Here is a 15,455-nt window from a genome sequence, read left to right as displayed (position 1 = left end):
TCTCGGTTGTCTTCTCGGCGGACGATGCGCATGTCCGGGCAGCTTCCACCTCAGCGGCCGAGGTGCCGTCGAAGCCACTGGCCCATCTGCTCGATCGCCCGGTCCACCTCGGGCACGCGTCCCGCGCCCAGGATGAACGAGTGCTGGCCCTCCGGCAGCGGGCGGACCTCAGAGACGATCTTGAAGTCGGTCAGTCGGCGGCCGAAATCGGCGCCATCGCCGGCAAGCGTTTCGTGCTCGCCGTAGTGGAGGGCCGTGGGCGGCAGGCCGGTCAGGTCGGCGTTCACGATGCTGATGGCGGGGTCGGTGAAGTCCACGCCGGGGTCCTGCAGCCAAGCCGCTCGGAACAGCTCGAGGATGCCCCGGCTGAGCATCCTGTCGAGTTCCTCGTTCTCGTCCACCTTCGGGTTACTGATGGTGAGGTCGGTCCAGGGCGAGATGCTGACGACCGCGCCGGGGACTGCCTCGCCCTTGGCGAGCAGGCGCAGCGGCAGCGCGATCGCGAGGGTGCCTCCGATGGAGTGGCCGGTGCTGCCGATGTTCCGCGGCGCGTAGCCCTGAGCGAGCAGCCACCGGTAGGCGGTCTCGGCGTCGTCGATCTGCGCCGGGTGGGGATGCTCGGGCGCCAGGCGGAAGCCCACGACGAGTGAGCGGATTCCGGCCGCCTTGGCGATGTGGCCGGCGGCCTTGCGGTCCGATGCGATCGAGGCGGCGACCGATCCGCCGAAATGGAAGTGAAGCAGCGCCTTGTCGGGGTCGGCGCCCTCGGGGATGACCCACAGGGCGGGGACGCCGTCCGCGTCCACGTCGGCGTAGGTGACGCCTTCCGGCTCGGTCGATGCCGAAGCATGTGTGTCGACGATGTCGCGGACGACGGCCAGATCGAGTCCCGGCGTCGACGCCTTCGCACGCACGCTGTCGAGGAACTGCGCGAACTGCTGCGCTTCCGTGCTCATTCCCATGGTGATGCTCCTTGTCAGGTCAGAGCTGAACGCGCCTCTCGCGCGCGCTGCGGGTCGATGGGCCGGGTGCGACGTTTCAGCCGGGCATCCGGTTGAACCTGCGGATCTGCTTGTCGAACATCCCGGCGGGGACGAGGCGTCGCGCGGTGGTGATGCGTGAGGCGAGCGGTCCGGCGGTGTAGCGCAGCTTCGGCTTCGAGGCGGTGGCTGCCGTGACGATCTCCTTGGCGACGACGGCGGGGTCGTCGCCGGTCTTCATCGCCGCGGCGACCACTTCGTCGAAGACACGCCGCCGCTCCGCGTACAGCGGCAGCGGGGTGTCGGGCTGCGCGGCATTGGCATCGAAGGCGGTCCGGGTGTAGCCGGGCTCGACGAGCAGGACGCGGACGCCGTGCTCGCGGACCTCGTGATCCAGGGACTCGGAGTAGCCCTCGACGGCGTGCTTCGCGGCGGCGTAGAGGGCCATGTAGGGCTGCGGGATGACGCCGAGGACGGACGAGACGTTGACGATACGTCCACGGCCCTGGGTGCGCATGTGCGGCAGAACGGCCTTCGCCATGCGGACATGACCGAAGAAGTTGAGGTTGAAGAGGCGCTGGGCCTGGGCGACGGAGCTCTCCTCGGCGGCGCCGGCCGAGCCCAGACCGGCGTTGTTGACCAGGACGTCGATCCGTCCGAACCGTTCGATCACTTCCCGGACCGCGGCGGTGACGGATTCGTCGCTGGTCACGTCGAGGTCGAGGAAGGCCACACCGGCGGGCGGGGTGAGCCCCGAGGTGTTCCGTCCGGTTCCGATCACCTCGAACCCGGCTGTGACGAAGGCCCGAGCGGTTGCGTTACCGATCCCCGATGACGCCCCCGTCACGAGTGCTACCGGCCGTTGTGTCGCCATGACGGACTCCTTACACATTGAATTTCGATCGTATGGCTTACTGTCGTAATGTTATTGCGGGGCGGAGTGGATGGCAAGGCCGCTCCGAAGGCGCCGGCATCTCCGGCCTGCCCGTCTCATCCAGAGCTCTCTCATGAACAGTCCTTTGCGCGAGCAAGATCAATCGCGGGCCGCCGGACCCCCGCCGATCCCGGGTTCGTTCGCAGAACCCGTTCTCACTAAGAAGCAGGACGGGCCTCCTTCTGAGACTTGCATTGTGCGAAGATCCGGGCCCGTGACGGACCCTCGGCTTCCTTCCTCAACCGACCGGTCGGACGCCGACGACGCCGAACAGCACGCCTGTCCGAAGTGCGTCGCCCAGCCCGGTTCCCCGTGCCGCTCGCGCGGCGGCGCGGTCGCCTCCGCCTACCACACCCGCCGCTTCACGAAGGTGCCCCGGCTGAAGAAGGCGCTGCGGGTGCCGACCCCGGCCGACCGTGGGCCGGGGTCGGCCGTGGCGGCCCGGCACCCCGCCACCGGCGCCGATCGACCCGGACCTGCCGAGTGCGGACATCCACATCGGCTAACGCGCGATGCTCGACGCTCAACTCCCAGCTCGACGCGCTCAGCAAGCACGGCATCCCGAGGGGCAAGATCTTCAGCGAGAAGATCAGCACCCGGGTGCGGGTCCGGCCCCGGTTCGAGAAGGCGCTGCGAACCGCGCGGGAGGTCAAGGCGCACGCCCCGCACTGCCGGGTCATCTTCACCGTGTACGAGATGAAGCGCCTCGGCCGCGACGCCGCCGAACTCACCGCGCTCACCGACCACCTCACCGCCCACGGCCTGGTCCTGGAGATGCTCGCCGGACCCCTGCCCGGCATCTACGACCCCACTGGCCCGGGCAAGCTGCTGTTCGCGTACTTCGCGGCGATGGCGGAGACCGAGCGAGAGAACATCCGCGAGTCCACGTTGGAGGGCCTGGACACCGCGGCCCGCAAGGGCAAGCACGGCGGCCGGCCCCCGGCGATGACCGACGACATGCTGCACACCGTGCTCCGGCGCCGGGCCGGCGGCGAGTCCGTCGGGCAGATCCAGCCCGACCTGTTCATCCCCACCGGCAAGCGCAAGGGACACAAGCCTTCCGTCAGATACTTGAGTCAAGACACTTGGAGAAAGTGCAGGTCAGAGCCGCCATGGACGAAATTTTGGAGCGTTGGGCATCTCGGCAAGCGGCGAAAGCCCCCCAGATCTCGGTTGAAGACCTCCGCGAACTCGCGGACAGTTTGGGTATCGAATTGGGTGACTGAGCTGCTTCGAGGGGCCCTGCCTGGATAGCAGGGTCCCTCGGTGTGTGTGAGAAATCGGCAAGCTGCCCCGCGCCATGGCCTCCCTGCGCAACCTCGCCATCAGCGTCTTCCGCCAGGACAGCCGGACGCCAGACCTACATCGCCGCGCCCAGACAGATCTCGTTCACGCAATGCCCCTGACTGGCGACCACGGCGGGGGTCACGTCCGCTGGAGTGGTGTATTGACGGCCACTCGGTGATCTCCTTTTGAGGCTATGCGGTGAGTTCGGTGGGCAGGTCGGTCTCGTGGGTTTCTGACTCGATCGGGTGGAGGCAGGCTTTGGCCAGCAGGTCGAGTCCCATGTAGCGGCGGGCCTCGGTCCACTCGTCGTTCTGTTCGGCCAGCACGGCGCCGACGAGCCGGATGACGGCGGTGCGGTCGGGGAAGATGCCGACCACGTCGGTGCGGCGGCGGATCTCCTTGTTCAGCCGTTCCTGCGGGTTGTTCGACCAGATCTGCCGCCAGATCTCGCGTGGGAAGGCGGTGAAGGCCAGCAGGTCGTGCTGGGCGGTGTCCAAGTGGGCTGCGGCCTTGGGAAACTTGGCCTCCAGCGCGTCCAGGACGTGCTGCATCTGGGCCTTCACGGCGTCGGTGTCGGGTTGTTCGAAGACGGTCCGCAGCAGCGTGGCCACCCAGGGCTGGGCCGATTTCGGGACCTGGCTGAGCAGGTTGCGGGCGTAATGAGTGCGGCATCGCTGCCAGCTCGCGCCGGGCAGGACCGCGCCGATGGCGTCGATCAGGCCGGCGTGCGCGTCGGAGATGACCAGCTGGACGCCGGACAGGCCGCGGGCGATCAGCGAGCGCAGGAAGGCCAGCCAGCCGGCGCCGTCCTCGGCGGTGGCGACATCGATGCCGAGGATCTCGCGGTGCCCGTCGGCGTTGACGCCGACCGCGATCAAGGCGTGGACGTTGATGATCCGGCCGCCCTCGCGGACCTTCTGGGTCAGCGCGTCCACCCAGACGAACGCGTAAGGGCCCTGATCCAGGGGCCGGTTGCGGAAGCGGCGACCTGCTCGTCCAGGTGCTTCGCCATCGCGCTGACCTGGGACTTCGACAGCTGGGTGACGCCGAGGGACTCGGCGAGCTTCTCGACACGGCGGGTGGACACGCCCAGCAGGTAGGCGGTGGCGACCACCGAGATGAGGGCCTGCTCGGCCCGGCGACGTCGCTCCAGCAGCCAGTGCGGGAAGTAACTCCCGCTCCTGAGCTTGGGGATGGCGAGTTCGACGGTGCCGGCCCTCGTGTCCCACTCGCGCGGGCGATATCCGTTCCGGTGGTTGACTCTCTCTTCGCTGACCTGCCCGTATTCAGCATTGCAGAGGGCATCCGCCTCCGCGGACATGAGCGCGTCAGCGAACGTCTTGACCATCGCGCGCAGCAGATCGGGACTCGCCGCGGCGAGGTTGTCTTCGGCGAGGGCGTGCAGGGGCAGACTGTCGGATGCGGTCATCGTGCTGATCTCCTTCGAGGCTTCGACACCTCGAAGATCAGCCGGTGGCCGTTCATCTATGCGGGCCTCATCCCGACGCCGGAGCAAACCCCCGGATCAGGTCGAACCCGTACACCATCTCCATGGACGCAACCACGGCGGGAGCGAACTGCTAGCACTTCAGATCGCCAATCGCCTCAGCCATTCGGCCAGACTGCGGGTCAAGGTCTGCAGGTTTCTGGCCTTTCGGTCGAGGTGCCCACGCCGAGACAGCGCGAAGATGAGCGCGAACGGAAGCCCCGGACGTAACGGGGGCCAACCAGTGCTTGGGCCGGTATGCTTCTTCCTGAAAGCGCCTTTTAAAACACCTCGCCTGCAGAGAGGACGTGTAGTGAATCTGAAAATTCGCACTCTTGGAGATCTCATGCGAACCTCTGGAGTGACGCCAAAGACTCAATCAAGTTCGCCAAAGCGTCGCGTTCTTACGAGCCTTGCGACTATTCTCGCCGCGTCGGGCGTTGTGGTCGCAAATCCTTCCGCTGCGTTCGCCAATTCCACCTTCACTGCTGTGGGGTATTGCGACACGAATTACCAGTGTGCGGGAGGTAGTGGCTCGAGTAGCAGATGGTCAGTGAATTTCGATGACGGGCCGACGGTATCGACAATTGACCTCCATGAACTGTACCGCGACCAGAGCGACACCATGTCCTCCTTTCGCATTCTCGGGAGTGTGATGTCGCGCGCCAATCACCCGAATGAAACAGTCACGATTCATCAGCAATTTTATCGAGACAATGGCGGGCAGGTGCCGCTCGGAGAGTACGAAACACGGTTCAGGGCGAGCAGCTCCAACAATGCCCAGCGCTTCAATTTCGATCAAGGCATACCCAATTTGCCGTGGAATGACCAGGTGTCGTCGGTTGCTATATGGATAACGAGAAAGTAGCTGACTGGCCTTAAAGAAGCTCGATCCTTCGTGACGACCTGCCGACTCCGTTGGCAGGTCGTTTCGCTTTCCGTGGCTCTTGGTGGGCAAATCTATAGTCCGGCTGGTGTCTCGGGTGAGCTCCGGATTTCATTGTTTCGAAATTGAACTTAGTCTTTTTGCCACCGAACCGAGTCATGCCGGATTGGCGCGCTCAGAACCACGACACGAGTGAGGGCCGACGGCAAGCCCTGGATCTCAGCACGTGGCCGGGGCCCCAAAAAACGGGGGCTGCGGTCGGCGATTCCTAATGCCGTTCGTCAAGCCGTGGCGCACGCCTGAGGTAGCGGGCAGGAGGTGTCGGAGGCAGGGCCCCGGCGTTTGCCCGGATCGCCCCGGCCTGGGCCGGTTGATCATGCTGGCGGGCCTCGGAAGCAGATGAACACGGCACCTGTGGATCATGGAGTTCTCTACGCTGCAAGATCCACGAAGGTGCCGTGTTCGTTCCTCCATCATCCCCTGCCGTCGTTCCCGTCTCTCCGGCGCCCCGCCTGGAGGCCCTCGGCTCGGATGCCGCGCGAGACCAAGTCCGCGGCCTGGTTGCCGAGTTCGAGTCGGTCACCGATCCTCGCGGGGCGTGCGGGGTGCGCTACCGGGTCTCCTCGCTGCTGGCCCTGGTGGTCTGTGCGATGACCCCGGCGGGCCATGACTCCATCACCGCGGCGGCGGAGTGGTGCCGACGTGCGACGCCTGAGGAACTGGCCGCTTTCGGTCTGCCCTACCATCCGTTGCGCGGCCGCTACCGGATCCCGAGCGAGAAGACCTTGCGCACCGTTCTGGGGCGGCTCGATCCCGGTGAGGTCAGCGCGGCCGGCTACGACCACCTGCGGCCCCTGCTGTCCACGGTGTCCCACTCTCCCGAGCCGCTCATGCCCGACGGCGGCATCGAACGCGAACAGCGCCGCGCCCACCGGGCGGCCGCCCGCGCCGAACCGGTGCGCTCCCGGCGCCGGGCCATCGCGGTGGACGGCAAGTGCCTGCGCAGTGCGAAGCGCCCGGACGGCAGCCGGGTCTTCGTGCTCTCCGCCGTCCGGCACGGCGACGGCATCACCCTCGCCTCCCGCGAGATCGGCGCGATGACCAACGAAATCCCCGAGTTCCAACCCCTGCTCGACCAGCTCGACGACGCCGATCTCAAGGGGGCCGTCGTCACCGCCGACGCCCTCCACGCCCAACGCGACCACGCCACCTACCTGCACGAACGCGGCGCCCACTACCTGCTGACCATCAAGAACAACCAGCGCGGCCAAGCCCGTCAGCTCCACGCCCTGCCCTGGAAGGAGATCCCCGTCATCCACCGTGACGACGCCCGCGGCCACGGCCGCCACGAACAGCGTCTCGTCCAGGTCGTCACCGTCAACGGCCTGCTCTTTCCCCACGCGGCCCAGGTCCTGCGCATCCAGCGCAGACGCCGTCTCTACGGAGCGAAGAAGTGGTCCAGCGAGACCGTCTACGCCATCACCGACCTGCCCGCCGAGGAAGCGAGTGCCGCCGAGATCGCTTCATGGGCTCGCGGGCACTGGACCGTGGAGAACACCGTCCACTGGTGTCGGGATGTGACCTTCAACGAGGACAAGTCCCAGGTCAGGACCCACAACACGCCCTCAGTCCTCGCCGCCGTCCGCGACCTGATCCGCGGTGCGCTCAAGCTTGCCGGGTACGTCAACACCGCCGCCGGCCGCCGAGCCCACACCGAACGCACCCTCGTCCTCAGCCTCTACGGCATCACATGATCAAACCGGACGACCCGGGCAAACGCCGGGGCCCTGGTGTCGGAGGTGCGGGGTACAGTCCGTTCATCCGACTGGGGAGGGCTCATGGCGACCAAGTGGAGCTTGACGATCGACTGTGCGTACCCGGGGAAACTGGCCGCGTTCTGGGCGCTGGCGTTGGGCTACGCGGAGAAGCCCGCGCCCGCAGGGTTCGGGAGCTGGGAGGAGTGGTTCTCGCATCATGAGGTTCCGGAGGACGAGTGGGATGACGGGGCGTACCTGTCAGATCCGGATGGCGTGGGCCCCACCTTGTCCTTCCTGAAGGTGCCGGAGCCGAAGGTGGCGAAGAACCGGCTGCATATCGACGTGCAAGTTGGTGGCGGCCGTGAAACCCCGTGGGAGGTGCGCTGGCCGCGCGTGGTCGAGGCGGTGCAGCGGTTGACCACTGCGGGCGCGACCGTGGTCCGCGAGGACGAGTTGCAGGGCAGGCCGGATCACGTGGTGATGGCAGACCCGGAAGGTAACGAGTTTTGCCTGGTCTGACGGGGTCGGTCAGGCCAATTGGCCGCGCGCAGCGTGTCGCGTCCCTTCCTATGCGGCAGCCCTTGTCGGCGGAGCGGGCTCGTAGCGCCGTCCGTCGCGGAGGAGGGCCCAGAGGACGTTGACGCGGCGGCGTGCGAGGGCAAGGACGGCCTGGGTATGGCGCTTGCCCTCGGCGCGTTTGCGGTCGTAGAACCGCCGGGATGCCTCGGACCGCCGAATGCTGATCAGCGCGGAGGTGTAGAGCACGCGCTGGAGCCGGCGGTTGTAGCGTTGCGGGCGCCGCAGGTTGCCGCTGATCTTGCCGGAGTCGCGCGGGACCGGGGCGACGCCGCCGAAGGCGGCGAGGCGGTCGGGGGTTCCGAAGACGGCCATGTCACCGCCGGTGGCGGCCAGGAACTCGGCACCGAGGATGATGCCGAGGCCGGGCATGCTGGTGATCACCTCGAAGTGTCGGTGATCGCGAAATCGGGCCTCGATGAGCTTTCCGAGCTCGGCGACCTGCTCGTTGAGGGCCATCACCTCCTTCGCCAGGGTGTGCACCATCTGGGCGGTCAGCTTCTCGCCGGGCAGGCTGGTGTGCTGGCGTTCGGCGGCTTCGACCGCGGCCTCGGCGAGCTGGTCGGCTCGGAGGACCTTGCGGTTCCGCAGCCAGGTCTCCAGGCGCTTGGCGCCAAGTCTGCGGATGGCCGCGGGGGTCTGGTAGCCGGTCAGCAGGGTCAGCGGGCCCTTGTTGGTGAGGTCCAGGACCCGTTCCAGGCCGGGGAAGATGCCGGGCAGCTGGGCCCGGAGCCGGTTGACGATGCGGGTGCGGTCGGCGACCAGGTCTATACGGCGACCTGTGAGGATCTTGAGGTCGGTGACGGTCTCGTCGCCGGTGCGTAAGGGGTTCAGGTCGCGGCGGATGCGGACCTGGTCGGCGATGACGGCGGCGTCCTTGGCGTCGGTCTTGCCTTCGCCGCGGTAGCTCTCGGAGGCGCGGTGGATGGCGCGGCCGGAGATGTAGTGGACCTGCTGGTCGTGGTTGAAGAGGACTGTGATGGCCAGGGCGGCTCCGCCGTCGGCCAGGTCGATGCCCCAGGTCACCTCGTCGCCAAGGGCTAGGACGTCGGTGAGGAGTTCTAGGAGTTCGGGCTCGTCATTGGCGACGCGCCGGGACAGCAGCCGGTGGCCGCTCTCGTTGATCGCGACGCAGTGGTGGTGGGTTTTGCCTGCGTCGATGCCGGCCCAGATCGCGGCCATGGTGCCTCCGTGCGGTGGGTGTGCTCGGTGCCTCCCGACGGACGACCTCGCTGTCGATTCCCTACGGAGCGATCATTCGCAATTCCTAATTGGCAGCCGAGTCGTCGTGGGGCGTCGGGTGGCCAATCGCTGGTTGCCCCAAGCGGCAGAACTTTGAAAGCCACGCCCGACGCCCCTGGGTGGAAGAACCATACGAAGGGCTCGCCCTGTCCCGCAGACAACGTAGGGAACTGTTGAGTGCAGCCCGGCAGGCTGGGCTGGAGCCATGGCAGCCAGCCGCCGGTTCGTCGGGGCTGGACTGACCCAGGCACCACAAGTAGTCACCTCCTGCCCTGGGCACTCCACACTCGGCCCAGCGACCTCGGTACCGTCAAGGGGACAAGCCCTGATGGATGGAGCACGATGCCTCGCCGCCCTCTCGAACGCTGGCGCCTCACCCCCAGGGGGGCGCGCTGATGCTGGAAGAAGCCGAAGAGATCGGCCGTCGCGCACGTCGCGCACGGCTCCGCCTTGGCATGACGCAAGCCGACCTCGCTGCCGCCCTGGGCAAAACACAGGGTTGGGTGTCCAAGATGGAACGCGGCCACATCGAACTCGACCGCGTCGGCCTGCTCAACCTGCTCGCCTCGGAACTGCATGTACACCCGAACGACCTGATCGGGCGTCCGTACAACAACACCGCACCGGCCGAGAACCAGTGGCAGGTGTCTGCCGCCGCGATCATGCGCGAGCTGCGCCGCTACGACCTCGCTCCCGTCTTCGACGGAACGCCCCGTACAGCCGGTCAGCTGTGGCAGGAAACCACCCGCCTGCATCGCCTCCGCGACGCTGCCGCGAACGTGGCGATCGTGCAGGTGCTCCCCGACCTGTTCCGTGAGGCGCGCGCCCTGGCCGAAGTCGCCACGGGCCATGAGCAGGAAGAGGCGTATGCCATCTACGCGGTGTGCTGCAAGTTCGCCCACACTGCCGCGCACGCGCTTGGACACCCGGAGCTGGTGGCCATGGCATGCGAACGAGCTGCTTGGTCTGCGCGGCTGTCGGGCGACCCGGTGATGCCTGCCGTCGCCGACTGGATGCGCGTGTGGGACATGTGGGCAACGGCAGACTGGGACGACTCTGTTGCCCTGTCCGACAAGGCGATTCGCAGCGTGCAGCGAGAGTACGACCGCGGTGACCCGCTGGCTGTTCGGGCCTGGGGGACATTGCAACTGCGCGCTGCTGTCTCTGCCGCGCGCGGTGGTCGCAAGGCTGAAGCGAAGGACCGGATCAAGCACGCGCGGAGTGCAGCCAAGCGGATGCAAGAAGCCGCCGGCCCTCCGGTGTACGACCGTCTCACTGGACTTGAAATCTTCCGTGCAGAGGCCCTGAAATCACACTGAGCTACTTGCCCCCTCGCCGTAGCTATACGAGAACAGGGCCTTCGTAGCGTCACAGTCGGCCCGTGGGGCGGCCGACGGCATCGCGTTCCACTTCGGGTGAGTGGTCCAGGATGTGGTGGACGAGAGCCAGCGCAGGGGAGTTGAGAATCCACAGGGCCCCGCTGCGGTGCTGGACACGCACGGCCGGTCGGGCACCCATGCGTCGAGCACCCTGCCGGTCGAGGTGGCCCGCTGTGCGCTCGTGGTAGCCGACGGCGCGCACCCAGGTGCCGGGGGCCGAGCGCAGCGCGGCGGCCAGCCCGTCAGGGTCGCCCGCGTGGACACCGCAGTCGACGGAGGACGCGGCGGCCGCCATCGCGAGGAGATGCAGATGGTGGTCGTGCAGCCCGGGCAGCAGAGCGTCGCCATGACCCTCGACCACCTCTGCCCCTGCGACGGGGGTGATATAACCGACCGCCACGACGGTCGCACCGCGTACGTGGACGTCAACCCTTCGGCCGTCGACCTCGACGTCGCGGAAGACCGTGTCGGCACGGGAGTTCCTCCATGCTCCGCCGGTGCGGATCCCCTCTCTCGGCACGTGCGTCCCCCAGTCCCCAGTCCAGCGCCGGCGTCGCATCGATGGCGTGCCCGGTCAACGCGAGATACGCCGTCCGCCACCGCCCGATCCTGCGTGTGACGCCAACCGTGCCCCCGGCTCCCGGGATCAGGCCCATCTCCAGCTCGGGCAACCGAAAGTACGCGTCGTCTGCCGCCGTCACGCGGGGTGCGAAGGACGGTACTTCGACGCCCGCGCCGACGCGGGCACCGTGCACCTCGAAGCGGATTCGGTCGCCGAGAGCGGCGACATGACGCGCGGCGGAGCGGTGCAGCCTGAGGAGGTGAGCGGTCGCCATGTCCGGCGCCGTGCCGAATTCGTCCAGGTCGCCACCGCTGCAGAACGACGGGCCTGCGCCACTCACCACAACGTGTTCCACGCTTCGATCGAGGAGCGCTAACTCCAGCCCTTCGAGCAGCCCGTCGCGCACGGCGTGGCCGAACGCGTTATGCCGTTTGGGCTTGTTGAGAGTGATCCGTAGCGTGCCGTCGTCCCGGTCGAGGAGCACCGGATCCGCACAGGCCGCCGTGGGGCGCGGCTTGGAGCGCGATCGCCAAGCCGCGAACTCCCTGGCGCCGAGCAGTATCGAGTATGAGAGGGACTCGATGAGCAGTCCTTCGGCGACCGTCGCCTTGGGCGTCGCTCGGAGCGTTTCGTCCAGCGTCAGCGCAGCCTACGGAGCGCCGGCGACCGTGGCACGGACGGCGTCGACATCCGAAGCAGTCCCCGCGCAGTACGGGGCGAGTCCGCCGCCGAGGGTGACCGTGAGCTGCTCGACGACCGGCACCGCTTCGGGTGGGAGCGGCGCGGTGGCAACGCCCACGAGCAGCGGAGCAGGAGCTACGCGAGGCGGGAGCAAGGGGTCGTCCCAGTCCATGCCGTCGAGCGGAACGACATGAAGCGGCGTCACCGGGGCGCCCGCTGCGGTGAGTTCCAGGCGGCCGCTCATCAGGAATTTGCTTGTCATGAAGCCGTTAGTTCTCCCGCATCTGCGCTGTTGGCAGGTGTCCTGCGAACAGCGAAGCGGTTATGTGTCCCACACAGTAAGACCTGTTCCCCTAAGGAGAAAGTGCTCCGCAACGTCCGGGTGCCGGTGGAGAACTGCATCGGTGGGGAGAACAACGGCTGGGCCATGATCACCGGTCAGCTCAACACCGAACGCGTCGCCGTGGTGGCCACGGCGCCCTTCGAGTAGATCCTCGCGAGTGTGCGGGCGTGGGCCGCCGAGACCAAGGCGCCTGATGGCTCGTATGTCCTGGACGACCCTTCGGTGCGCCAGGCGCTCGCCCGGCGCCACGCGCGTATCGTGCGACATCGCGCCGTCGACCCGCCAGGTGCGGCCGTCGAGACGGGCATGGAAGCCGGGCGACGTACTGGCGCACCGATCCAACCCTAGCCGACCGTGACGGCCGGCAGGCTGCGGACGAGGTGGAGGCCCGAATCGGCGCCTGGGTCGCGGAGCGTGAGGCCGATGAGTCGTCGGTCTGCTCCTCGCGGCCGGTGTCCCCGCCGCCGTGTCCATCGACAGTCGGTGGGTGCACGAGCACCCTCACCTCGCAGGACGAGGCGCGTACGAAACGGCCGAACTGCCTTATGCCGGCACGGTTCCGTTGCCGACTCTCCCGTTCCGCCACCGAGGCCGGCCCGCCTGGCTCACTCGGCGCCCGTCGACCCTGGGCGAACACAATCGCGAGGTGCTGATCGGTGAACTGGGGCTGACCGAGGAGGCGTACGCCGGCCTGGTGGAGCAGGGCGTCGTCGGCACCGCTCCCGAGGGGTTCTGATGGCGACCGGAAGCGGACCGCTGGCGGGCGTGCGCGTGGTGGAACTCGCCGCGCAGGGCCCGGCCCGATGCCGCGGCCGCCACGATCCTCGGCGAGCGTCGTCCGTACACGTGCGTGCCGTGGTTCTGGTCGGATCAGGGCAGCCTGCGCATCCGGATCGTCGGACTGCGTGCGAGCGACGACACTGCTGTCACACGCCAATTCGGCGATCGCGACAGATGCCTCGTCGGCTACTACCGGGACGGGCGACTGGCGGCTGTCGAGGCCGTCAACGCGACCGCCGACTTCATGGCCTTGAAGAAGGCGCTGGCCTCCGGAACGGAGATCGCGGCTTCCGATCTCATGGATCCGGACGTATCGCTGAAGACGCTCATCAAGGCGGTGACCGCGAATGCGGTCAGTTCCGGCTGAACAGATCTCCTCCGGACGGGCCGGTCGAGCCCCGAGCGTCGAGCAGCGTGGTGACATACGACTCGACCAAGGGCGTCCAGCGCTGTCGGTCCTCGGAGCTGAGGTCGTCGATCAGCTTCTGGAATACCGTCAGCTGGACTTCGAGCACGCGCGTGAGCAGCGCCGCCCCCTTGCGCGAGATGCGGACCAGTGTGCTGCGGCGGTCGAACCCGTCCACCGCGCGGTCCACCAGCCGCAGTTGGGTGAGCTGGCGCAGGCGCTTGCTCGCCTGCGAAGGGTCGATCGCGAGCCGGGCCGCGACCTCTGCGACGGGGAGAGGGCCGCTGCGTTGGATCACTTGGAGGGCGAACAGCCCGGTCTGCCGTACGGGCGCGTCGATGAGTTCCAGCAGATCGTTGAACCCGCTGGACTGGCCGACCCAGGTGACGATTCCGATGACTGGGCGGAAGAAGGCGCGGGTTCCGGCGTCGTAGTCGTCACCCGCAAGCTCCGTCCAGCGGTCAGCGGCCGCGGACCGGGGGCTGTCGGGCAGCGCCGTCACCAGCCGGTCATACACGAGCGTGAACCATTCGGCGAGCGCCGCGATGCCGTCAGCGGACCACCGGGGTTCCGCCACCAGGTAGTCGCGGCTCCATGCGAGCAGCCACCGGTCGAGCGTCGCCGCGGCCGGCTCCGACAGTTCCAACAGGGTCCGGCGGCGATCCGCAGGATCCGTGCTGCGTACGAGGTGTCCGGCAGCCTCGAGCTGGGCCGCCTGTCGGCTCGTCTGGCCGAGATCGATGCCGAGCTCGCGTGCCACCGTGCTGGTCGGCACCGCGCCACGGCTGCCGAGGAGCTCGATGAAGCGCAGGTCGGAGGGCGACAGTTCGGTTCCGGTCACCGCTCGCAACCCGCGGCTGTGCGCCCGCGTACCGGACATGAAGGCGACCGTGTTGATGAGTCTGAGCGTCGCCCTCTCCAGCGCGAGCTCCTCGGGCACCCGGTCCACGCGGACTCCCCTTCCCCCACCACTCCATGAACGGCAGCCCGTATGCCGAGATACGGGACATCTATCAAGCATTGCACATCCATGCGGGTGGCAGAGAGTCGGCAGCGGTGCCCAGCACTGACGGGACCATTTGGAACCACGAGGTCGACGTACTGATCGGCGGCAGCGGGGCCGGCGGAATGGTCGGGGCCATCACGGCCCAACACCTTCGGGCTCACGTCGCTCGTGGTCGAGAAGGCGGCCGGGATCGGCGGCTCGACCGCGATGTCCGGCGGAGGGATCTGGATCCCCAACAATCCCACCCCGCGCAAGGAGGGGCAGACGGACGATGTCGAGGACGTGCGGCACTATCTGCGGGCTGTCGTCGGCGACCGCGTCGCGGCCGATCGGATCGACGCCTACGTCGACTGCGGGCTCGAGGTGCTCGAGATGCTGCATCGCGTCAGTCGGCACATGGAGTTCTCCTGGTGTCCCGGTTACTCCGACTATCACCCTGAGCTGCCCGGCGGCAGGGCGGCGGGCAGGACCATCCAGCCGCGTCCGATCGACGTCCGCAAACTGGGGGACGAGGAGCGGAAGTTGCTAGCGCTGGACGTCCCCATGCCGCTCGGTCTGTGGTTCACGGGCTACGAAGCGCGTAACCTCATGATGATCCGGCGCGAGTGGAAGGCCCGGCGGATGCTGGGCGTGGCGGCCTGGCGGGTCGTCTCGCGCGCGGCCGCCGCGCCGTGGCTGCTCGTTCTACGCAGCGGCCTGGTGGCGAATGCGGACACGCTGCGCGAACTCGCCGAGAAGATCGCGGTCCCGCCGGACGCCCTGGAGGCCACGGTCGCTCGCTTCAACGGCTTCGCGGCCAAGGGCAGGGACGAGGACTGCGGGCGCGGCGACAGTCCGTACGACAACTATTACGGCGACCACTCACTGCCGAACCCCAATCTCGACACGATTGACGGCGGACCCTTCTACGCGATCCGGATCGGAGGCGGGGGATCTGGGCACCAAGGGCGGCGTACTGACGGACGCTCAGGGCCGCGTGCTGCGGCCGGACGGCAGCGTGATCCCTGGTCTGTACGCCACGGGCAACGCATCGGCCGCGGTGATGGGCAACGAGTACGCCGGGGCAGGAGCCACGATTGGTCCCGCCATGGTGTTCAGCTACCTGGCGATGGAGCACGCGGCGAAGAGCGCCGCGGGCTGAGTGCCCTGC

At 67.8% G+C, this 15,455-nt stretch carries 14 protein-coding genes and 4 pseudogenes; 10 read left to right on the top strand and 8 right to left on the bottom strand.

The features are described from left to right. Nucleotides 1–50: 50 nt before the first annotated feature. A complete protein-coding gene (locus QA802_RS07150; protein WP_006378832.1) occupies nt 51–962 on the bottom strand; it encodes an alpha/beta hydrolase fold domain-containing protein in 912 nt (303 codons plus the stop codon). A gap of 76 nt (nt 963–1,038) precedes the next feature. Next, the gene (locus tag QA802_RS07145) at nt 1,039–1,854 is read right to left on the bottom strand and encodes an oxidoreductase (RefSeq protein WP_010358267.1); all 816 of its coding nucleotides are present in this window, start codon (nt 1,852–1,854) and stop codon (nt 1,039–1,041) included. Nucleotides 1,855–1,924: 70 nt separating this feature from the next. Here QA802_RS07145 and QA802_RS41475 point away from each other — a divergent pair. Together QA802_RS41475 and QA802_RS07140 are read left to right on the top strand one after the other, a co-directional pair. Continuing rightward, nucleotides 1,925–2,263, top strand: a pseudogene (locus QA802_RS41475) (zinc finger domain-containing protein); the annotation flags it as partial. Nucleotides 2,264–2,397: 134 nt separating this feature from the next. After that, a complete protein-coding gene (locus QA802_RS07140; protein WP_006379225.1) occupies nt 2,398–3,168 on the top strand; it encodes a recombinase family protein in 771 nt (256 codons plus the stop codon). A 224-nt stretch (nt 3,169–3,392) separates the two neighbouring features. Here the strand turns inward: QA802_RS07140 and QA802_RS07135 are convergent. Continuing rightward, a pseudogene (locus tag QA802_RS07135) lies at nt 3,393–4,630 on the bottom strand (IS256 family transposase). Between the two features lie 610 nt (nt 4,631–5,240). Here QA802_RS07135 and QA802_RS07130 point away from each other — a divergent pair. From QA802_RS07130 to QA802_RS07120, 3 genes are all read left to right on the top strand, one after another. Next, entirely contained in the window at nt 5,241–5,555 is a 315-nt protein-coding gene (locus tag QA802_RS07130) for a hypothetical protein (protein ID WP_223786220.1), read from the top strand. Between the two features lie 476 nt (nt 5,556–6,031). Beyond that, a complete protein-coding gene (locus QA802_RS07125) occupies nt 6,032–7,327 on the top strand; it encodes an ISAs1-like element IS1629 family transposase (protein WP_334518943.1) in 1,296 nt (431 codons plus the stop codon). Nucleotides 7,328–7,411: 84 nt separating this feature from the next. Then, nucleotides 7,412–7,849: a VOC family protein gene (locus QA802_RS07120; RefSeq protein WP_010361140.1), complete on the top strand. Its 438-nt coding sequence runs from the start codon at nt 7,412–7,414 to the stop codon at nt 7,847–7,849. Between the two features lie 48 nt (nt 7,850–7,897). Here the strand turns inward: QA802_RS07120 and QA802_RS07115 are convergent, their stop codons facing one another. Then, nucleotides 7,898–9,088, bottom strand: coding sequence for an IS110 family RNA-guided transposase (locus QA802_RS07115; RefSeq protein ID WP_006378715.1), 1,191 nt, complete (start codon nt 9,086–9,088; stop codon nt 7,898–7,900). 455 nt (nt 9,089–9,543) lie between these two features. Here QA802_RS07115 and QA802_RS07110 point away from each other — a divergent pair. Further along, nucleotides 9,544–10,419 (top strand): annotated as a pseudogene (locus tag QA802_RS07110) (helix-turn-helix domain-containing protein); the annotation flags it as partial. A 97-nt stretch (nt 10,420–10,516) separates the two neighbouring features. Here QA802_RS07110 and QA802_RS07105 read toward each other — a convergent pair. From QA802_RS07105 to QA802_RS07095, 3 genes are all read right to left on the bottom strand, one after another. Then, entirely contained in the window at nt 10,517–10,927 is a 411-nt protein-coding gene (locus QA802_RS07105) for a hydrolase (protein ID WP_223786221.1), read from the bottom strand. Nucleotides 10,928–10,952: 25 nt separating this feature from the next. Then, nucleotides 10,953–11,573 (bottom strand): enoyl-CoA hydratase/isomerase family protein, encoded by a 621-nt coding sequence (locus tag QA802_RS07100; protein ID WP_010354083.1) that lies wholly within the window; start codon nt 11,571–11,573, stop codon nt 10,953–10,955. A gap of 165 nt (nt 11,574–11,738) precedes the next feature. Next, complete coding sequence (locus QA802_RS07095; RefSeq protein WP_037727451.1) at nt 11,739–12,032, bottom strand: hypothetical protein; 294 nt, start codon at nt 12,030–12,032, stop codon at nt 11,739–11,741. Between the two features lie 102 nt (nt 12,033–12,134). On the opposite strand from QA802_RS07095, the gene QA802_RS07090 reads away from it, so the two are divergent. After that, nucleotides 12,135–12,260: a hypothetical protein gene (locus tag QA802_RS07090; RefSeq protein ID WP_010354081.1), complete on the top strand. Its 126-nt coding sequence runs from the start codon at nt 12,135–12,137 to the stop codon at nt 12,258–12,260. Between the two features lie 703 nt (nt 12,261–12,963). Then, the gene (locus tag QA802_RS07085) at nt 12,964–13,260 is read left to right on the top strand and encodes an oxidoreductase C-terminal domain-containing protein (RefSeq protein WP_006378921.1); all 297 of its coding nucleotides are present in this window, start codon (nt 12,964–12,966) and stop codon (nt 13,258–13,260) included. Here the strand turns inward: QA802_RS07085 and QA802_RS07080 are convergent. Beyond that, nucleotides 13,247–14,248: a MarR family winged helix-turn-helix transcriptional regulator gene (locus QA802_RS07080; protein ID WP_006378900.1), complete on the bottom strand. Its 1,002-nt coding sequence runs from the start codon at nt 14,246–14,248 to the stop codon at nt 13,247–13,249. The genes QA802_RS07085 and QA802_RS07080 overlap by 14 nt on opposite strands. 264 nt (nt 14,249–14,512) lie before the next feature. Between QA802_RS07080 and QA802_RS07075 the strand changes: the two are divergent. Both QA802_RS07075 and QA802_RS07070 read left to right on the top strand, forming a co-directional pair. Then, nucleotides 14,513–14,815 (top strand): annotated as a pseudogene (locus tag QA802_RS07075) (FAD-binding protein); the annotation flags it as partial. Nucleotides 14,816–15,011: 196 nt separating this feature from the next. Beyond that, nucleotides 15,012–15,446, top strand: coding sequence for an FAD-binding protein (locus QA802_RS07070; protein ID WP_306080762.1), 435 nt, complete (start codon nt 15,012–15,014; stop codon nt 15,444–15,446). Nucleotides 15,447–15,455: the final 9 nt, after the last annotated feature.

It is taken from the genome of Streptomyces sp. B21-105, from assembly GCF_036898465.1.
GTDB lineage: Bacteria > Actinomycetota > Actinomycetes > Streptomycetales > Streptomycetaceae > Streptomyces.
This window is presented reverse-complemented; position numbering and strand designations above follow the sequence as displayed.

What these genes read in the sequence shown, in the direction of transcription:
- QA802_RS07150 (WP_006378832.1), bottom strand. Translation starts at nt 962, where the DNA reads ATGGGAATGAGCACGGAAGCGCAGCAGTTCGCGCAGTTCCTCGACAGC.
- QA802_RS07145 (WP_010358267.1), bottom strand. Translation starts at nt 1,854, where the DNA reads ATGGCGACACAACGGCCGGTAGCACTCGTGACGGGGGCGTCATCGGGG.
- QA802_RS07095 (WP_037727451.1), bottom strand. Translation starts at nt 12,032, where the DNA reads ATGACAAGCAAATTCCTGATGAGCGGCCGCCTGGAACTCACCGCAGCG.
- QA802_RS07070 (WP_306080762.1), top strand. Translation starts at nt 15,012, where the DNA reads ATGCGGACACGCTGCGCGAACTCGCCGAGAAGATCGCGGTCCCGCCGG.
- QA802_RS07115 (WP_006378715.1), bottom strand. Translation starts at nt 9,088, where the DNA reads ATGGCCGCGATCTGGGCCGGCATCGACGCAGGCAAAACCCACCACCAC.
- QA802_RS07120 (WP_010361140.1), top strand. Translation starts at nt 7,412, where the DNA reads ATGGCGACCAAGTGGAGCTTGACGATCGACTGTGCGTACCCGGGGAAA.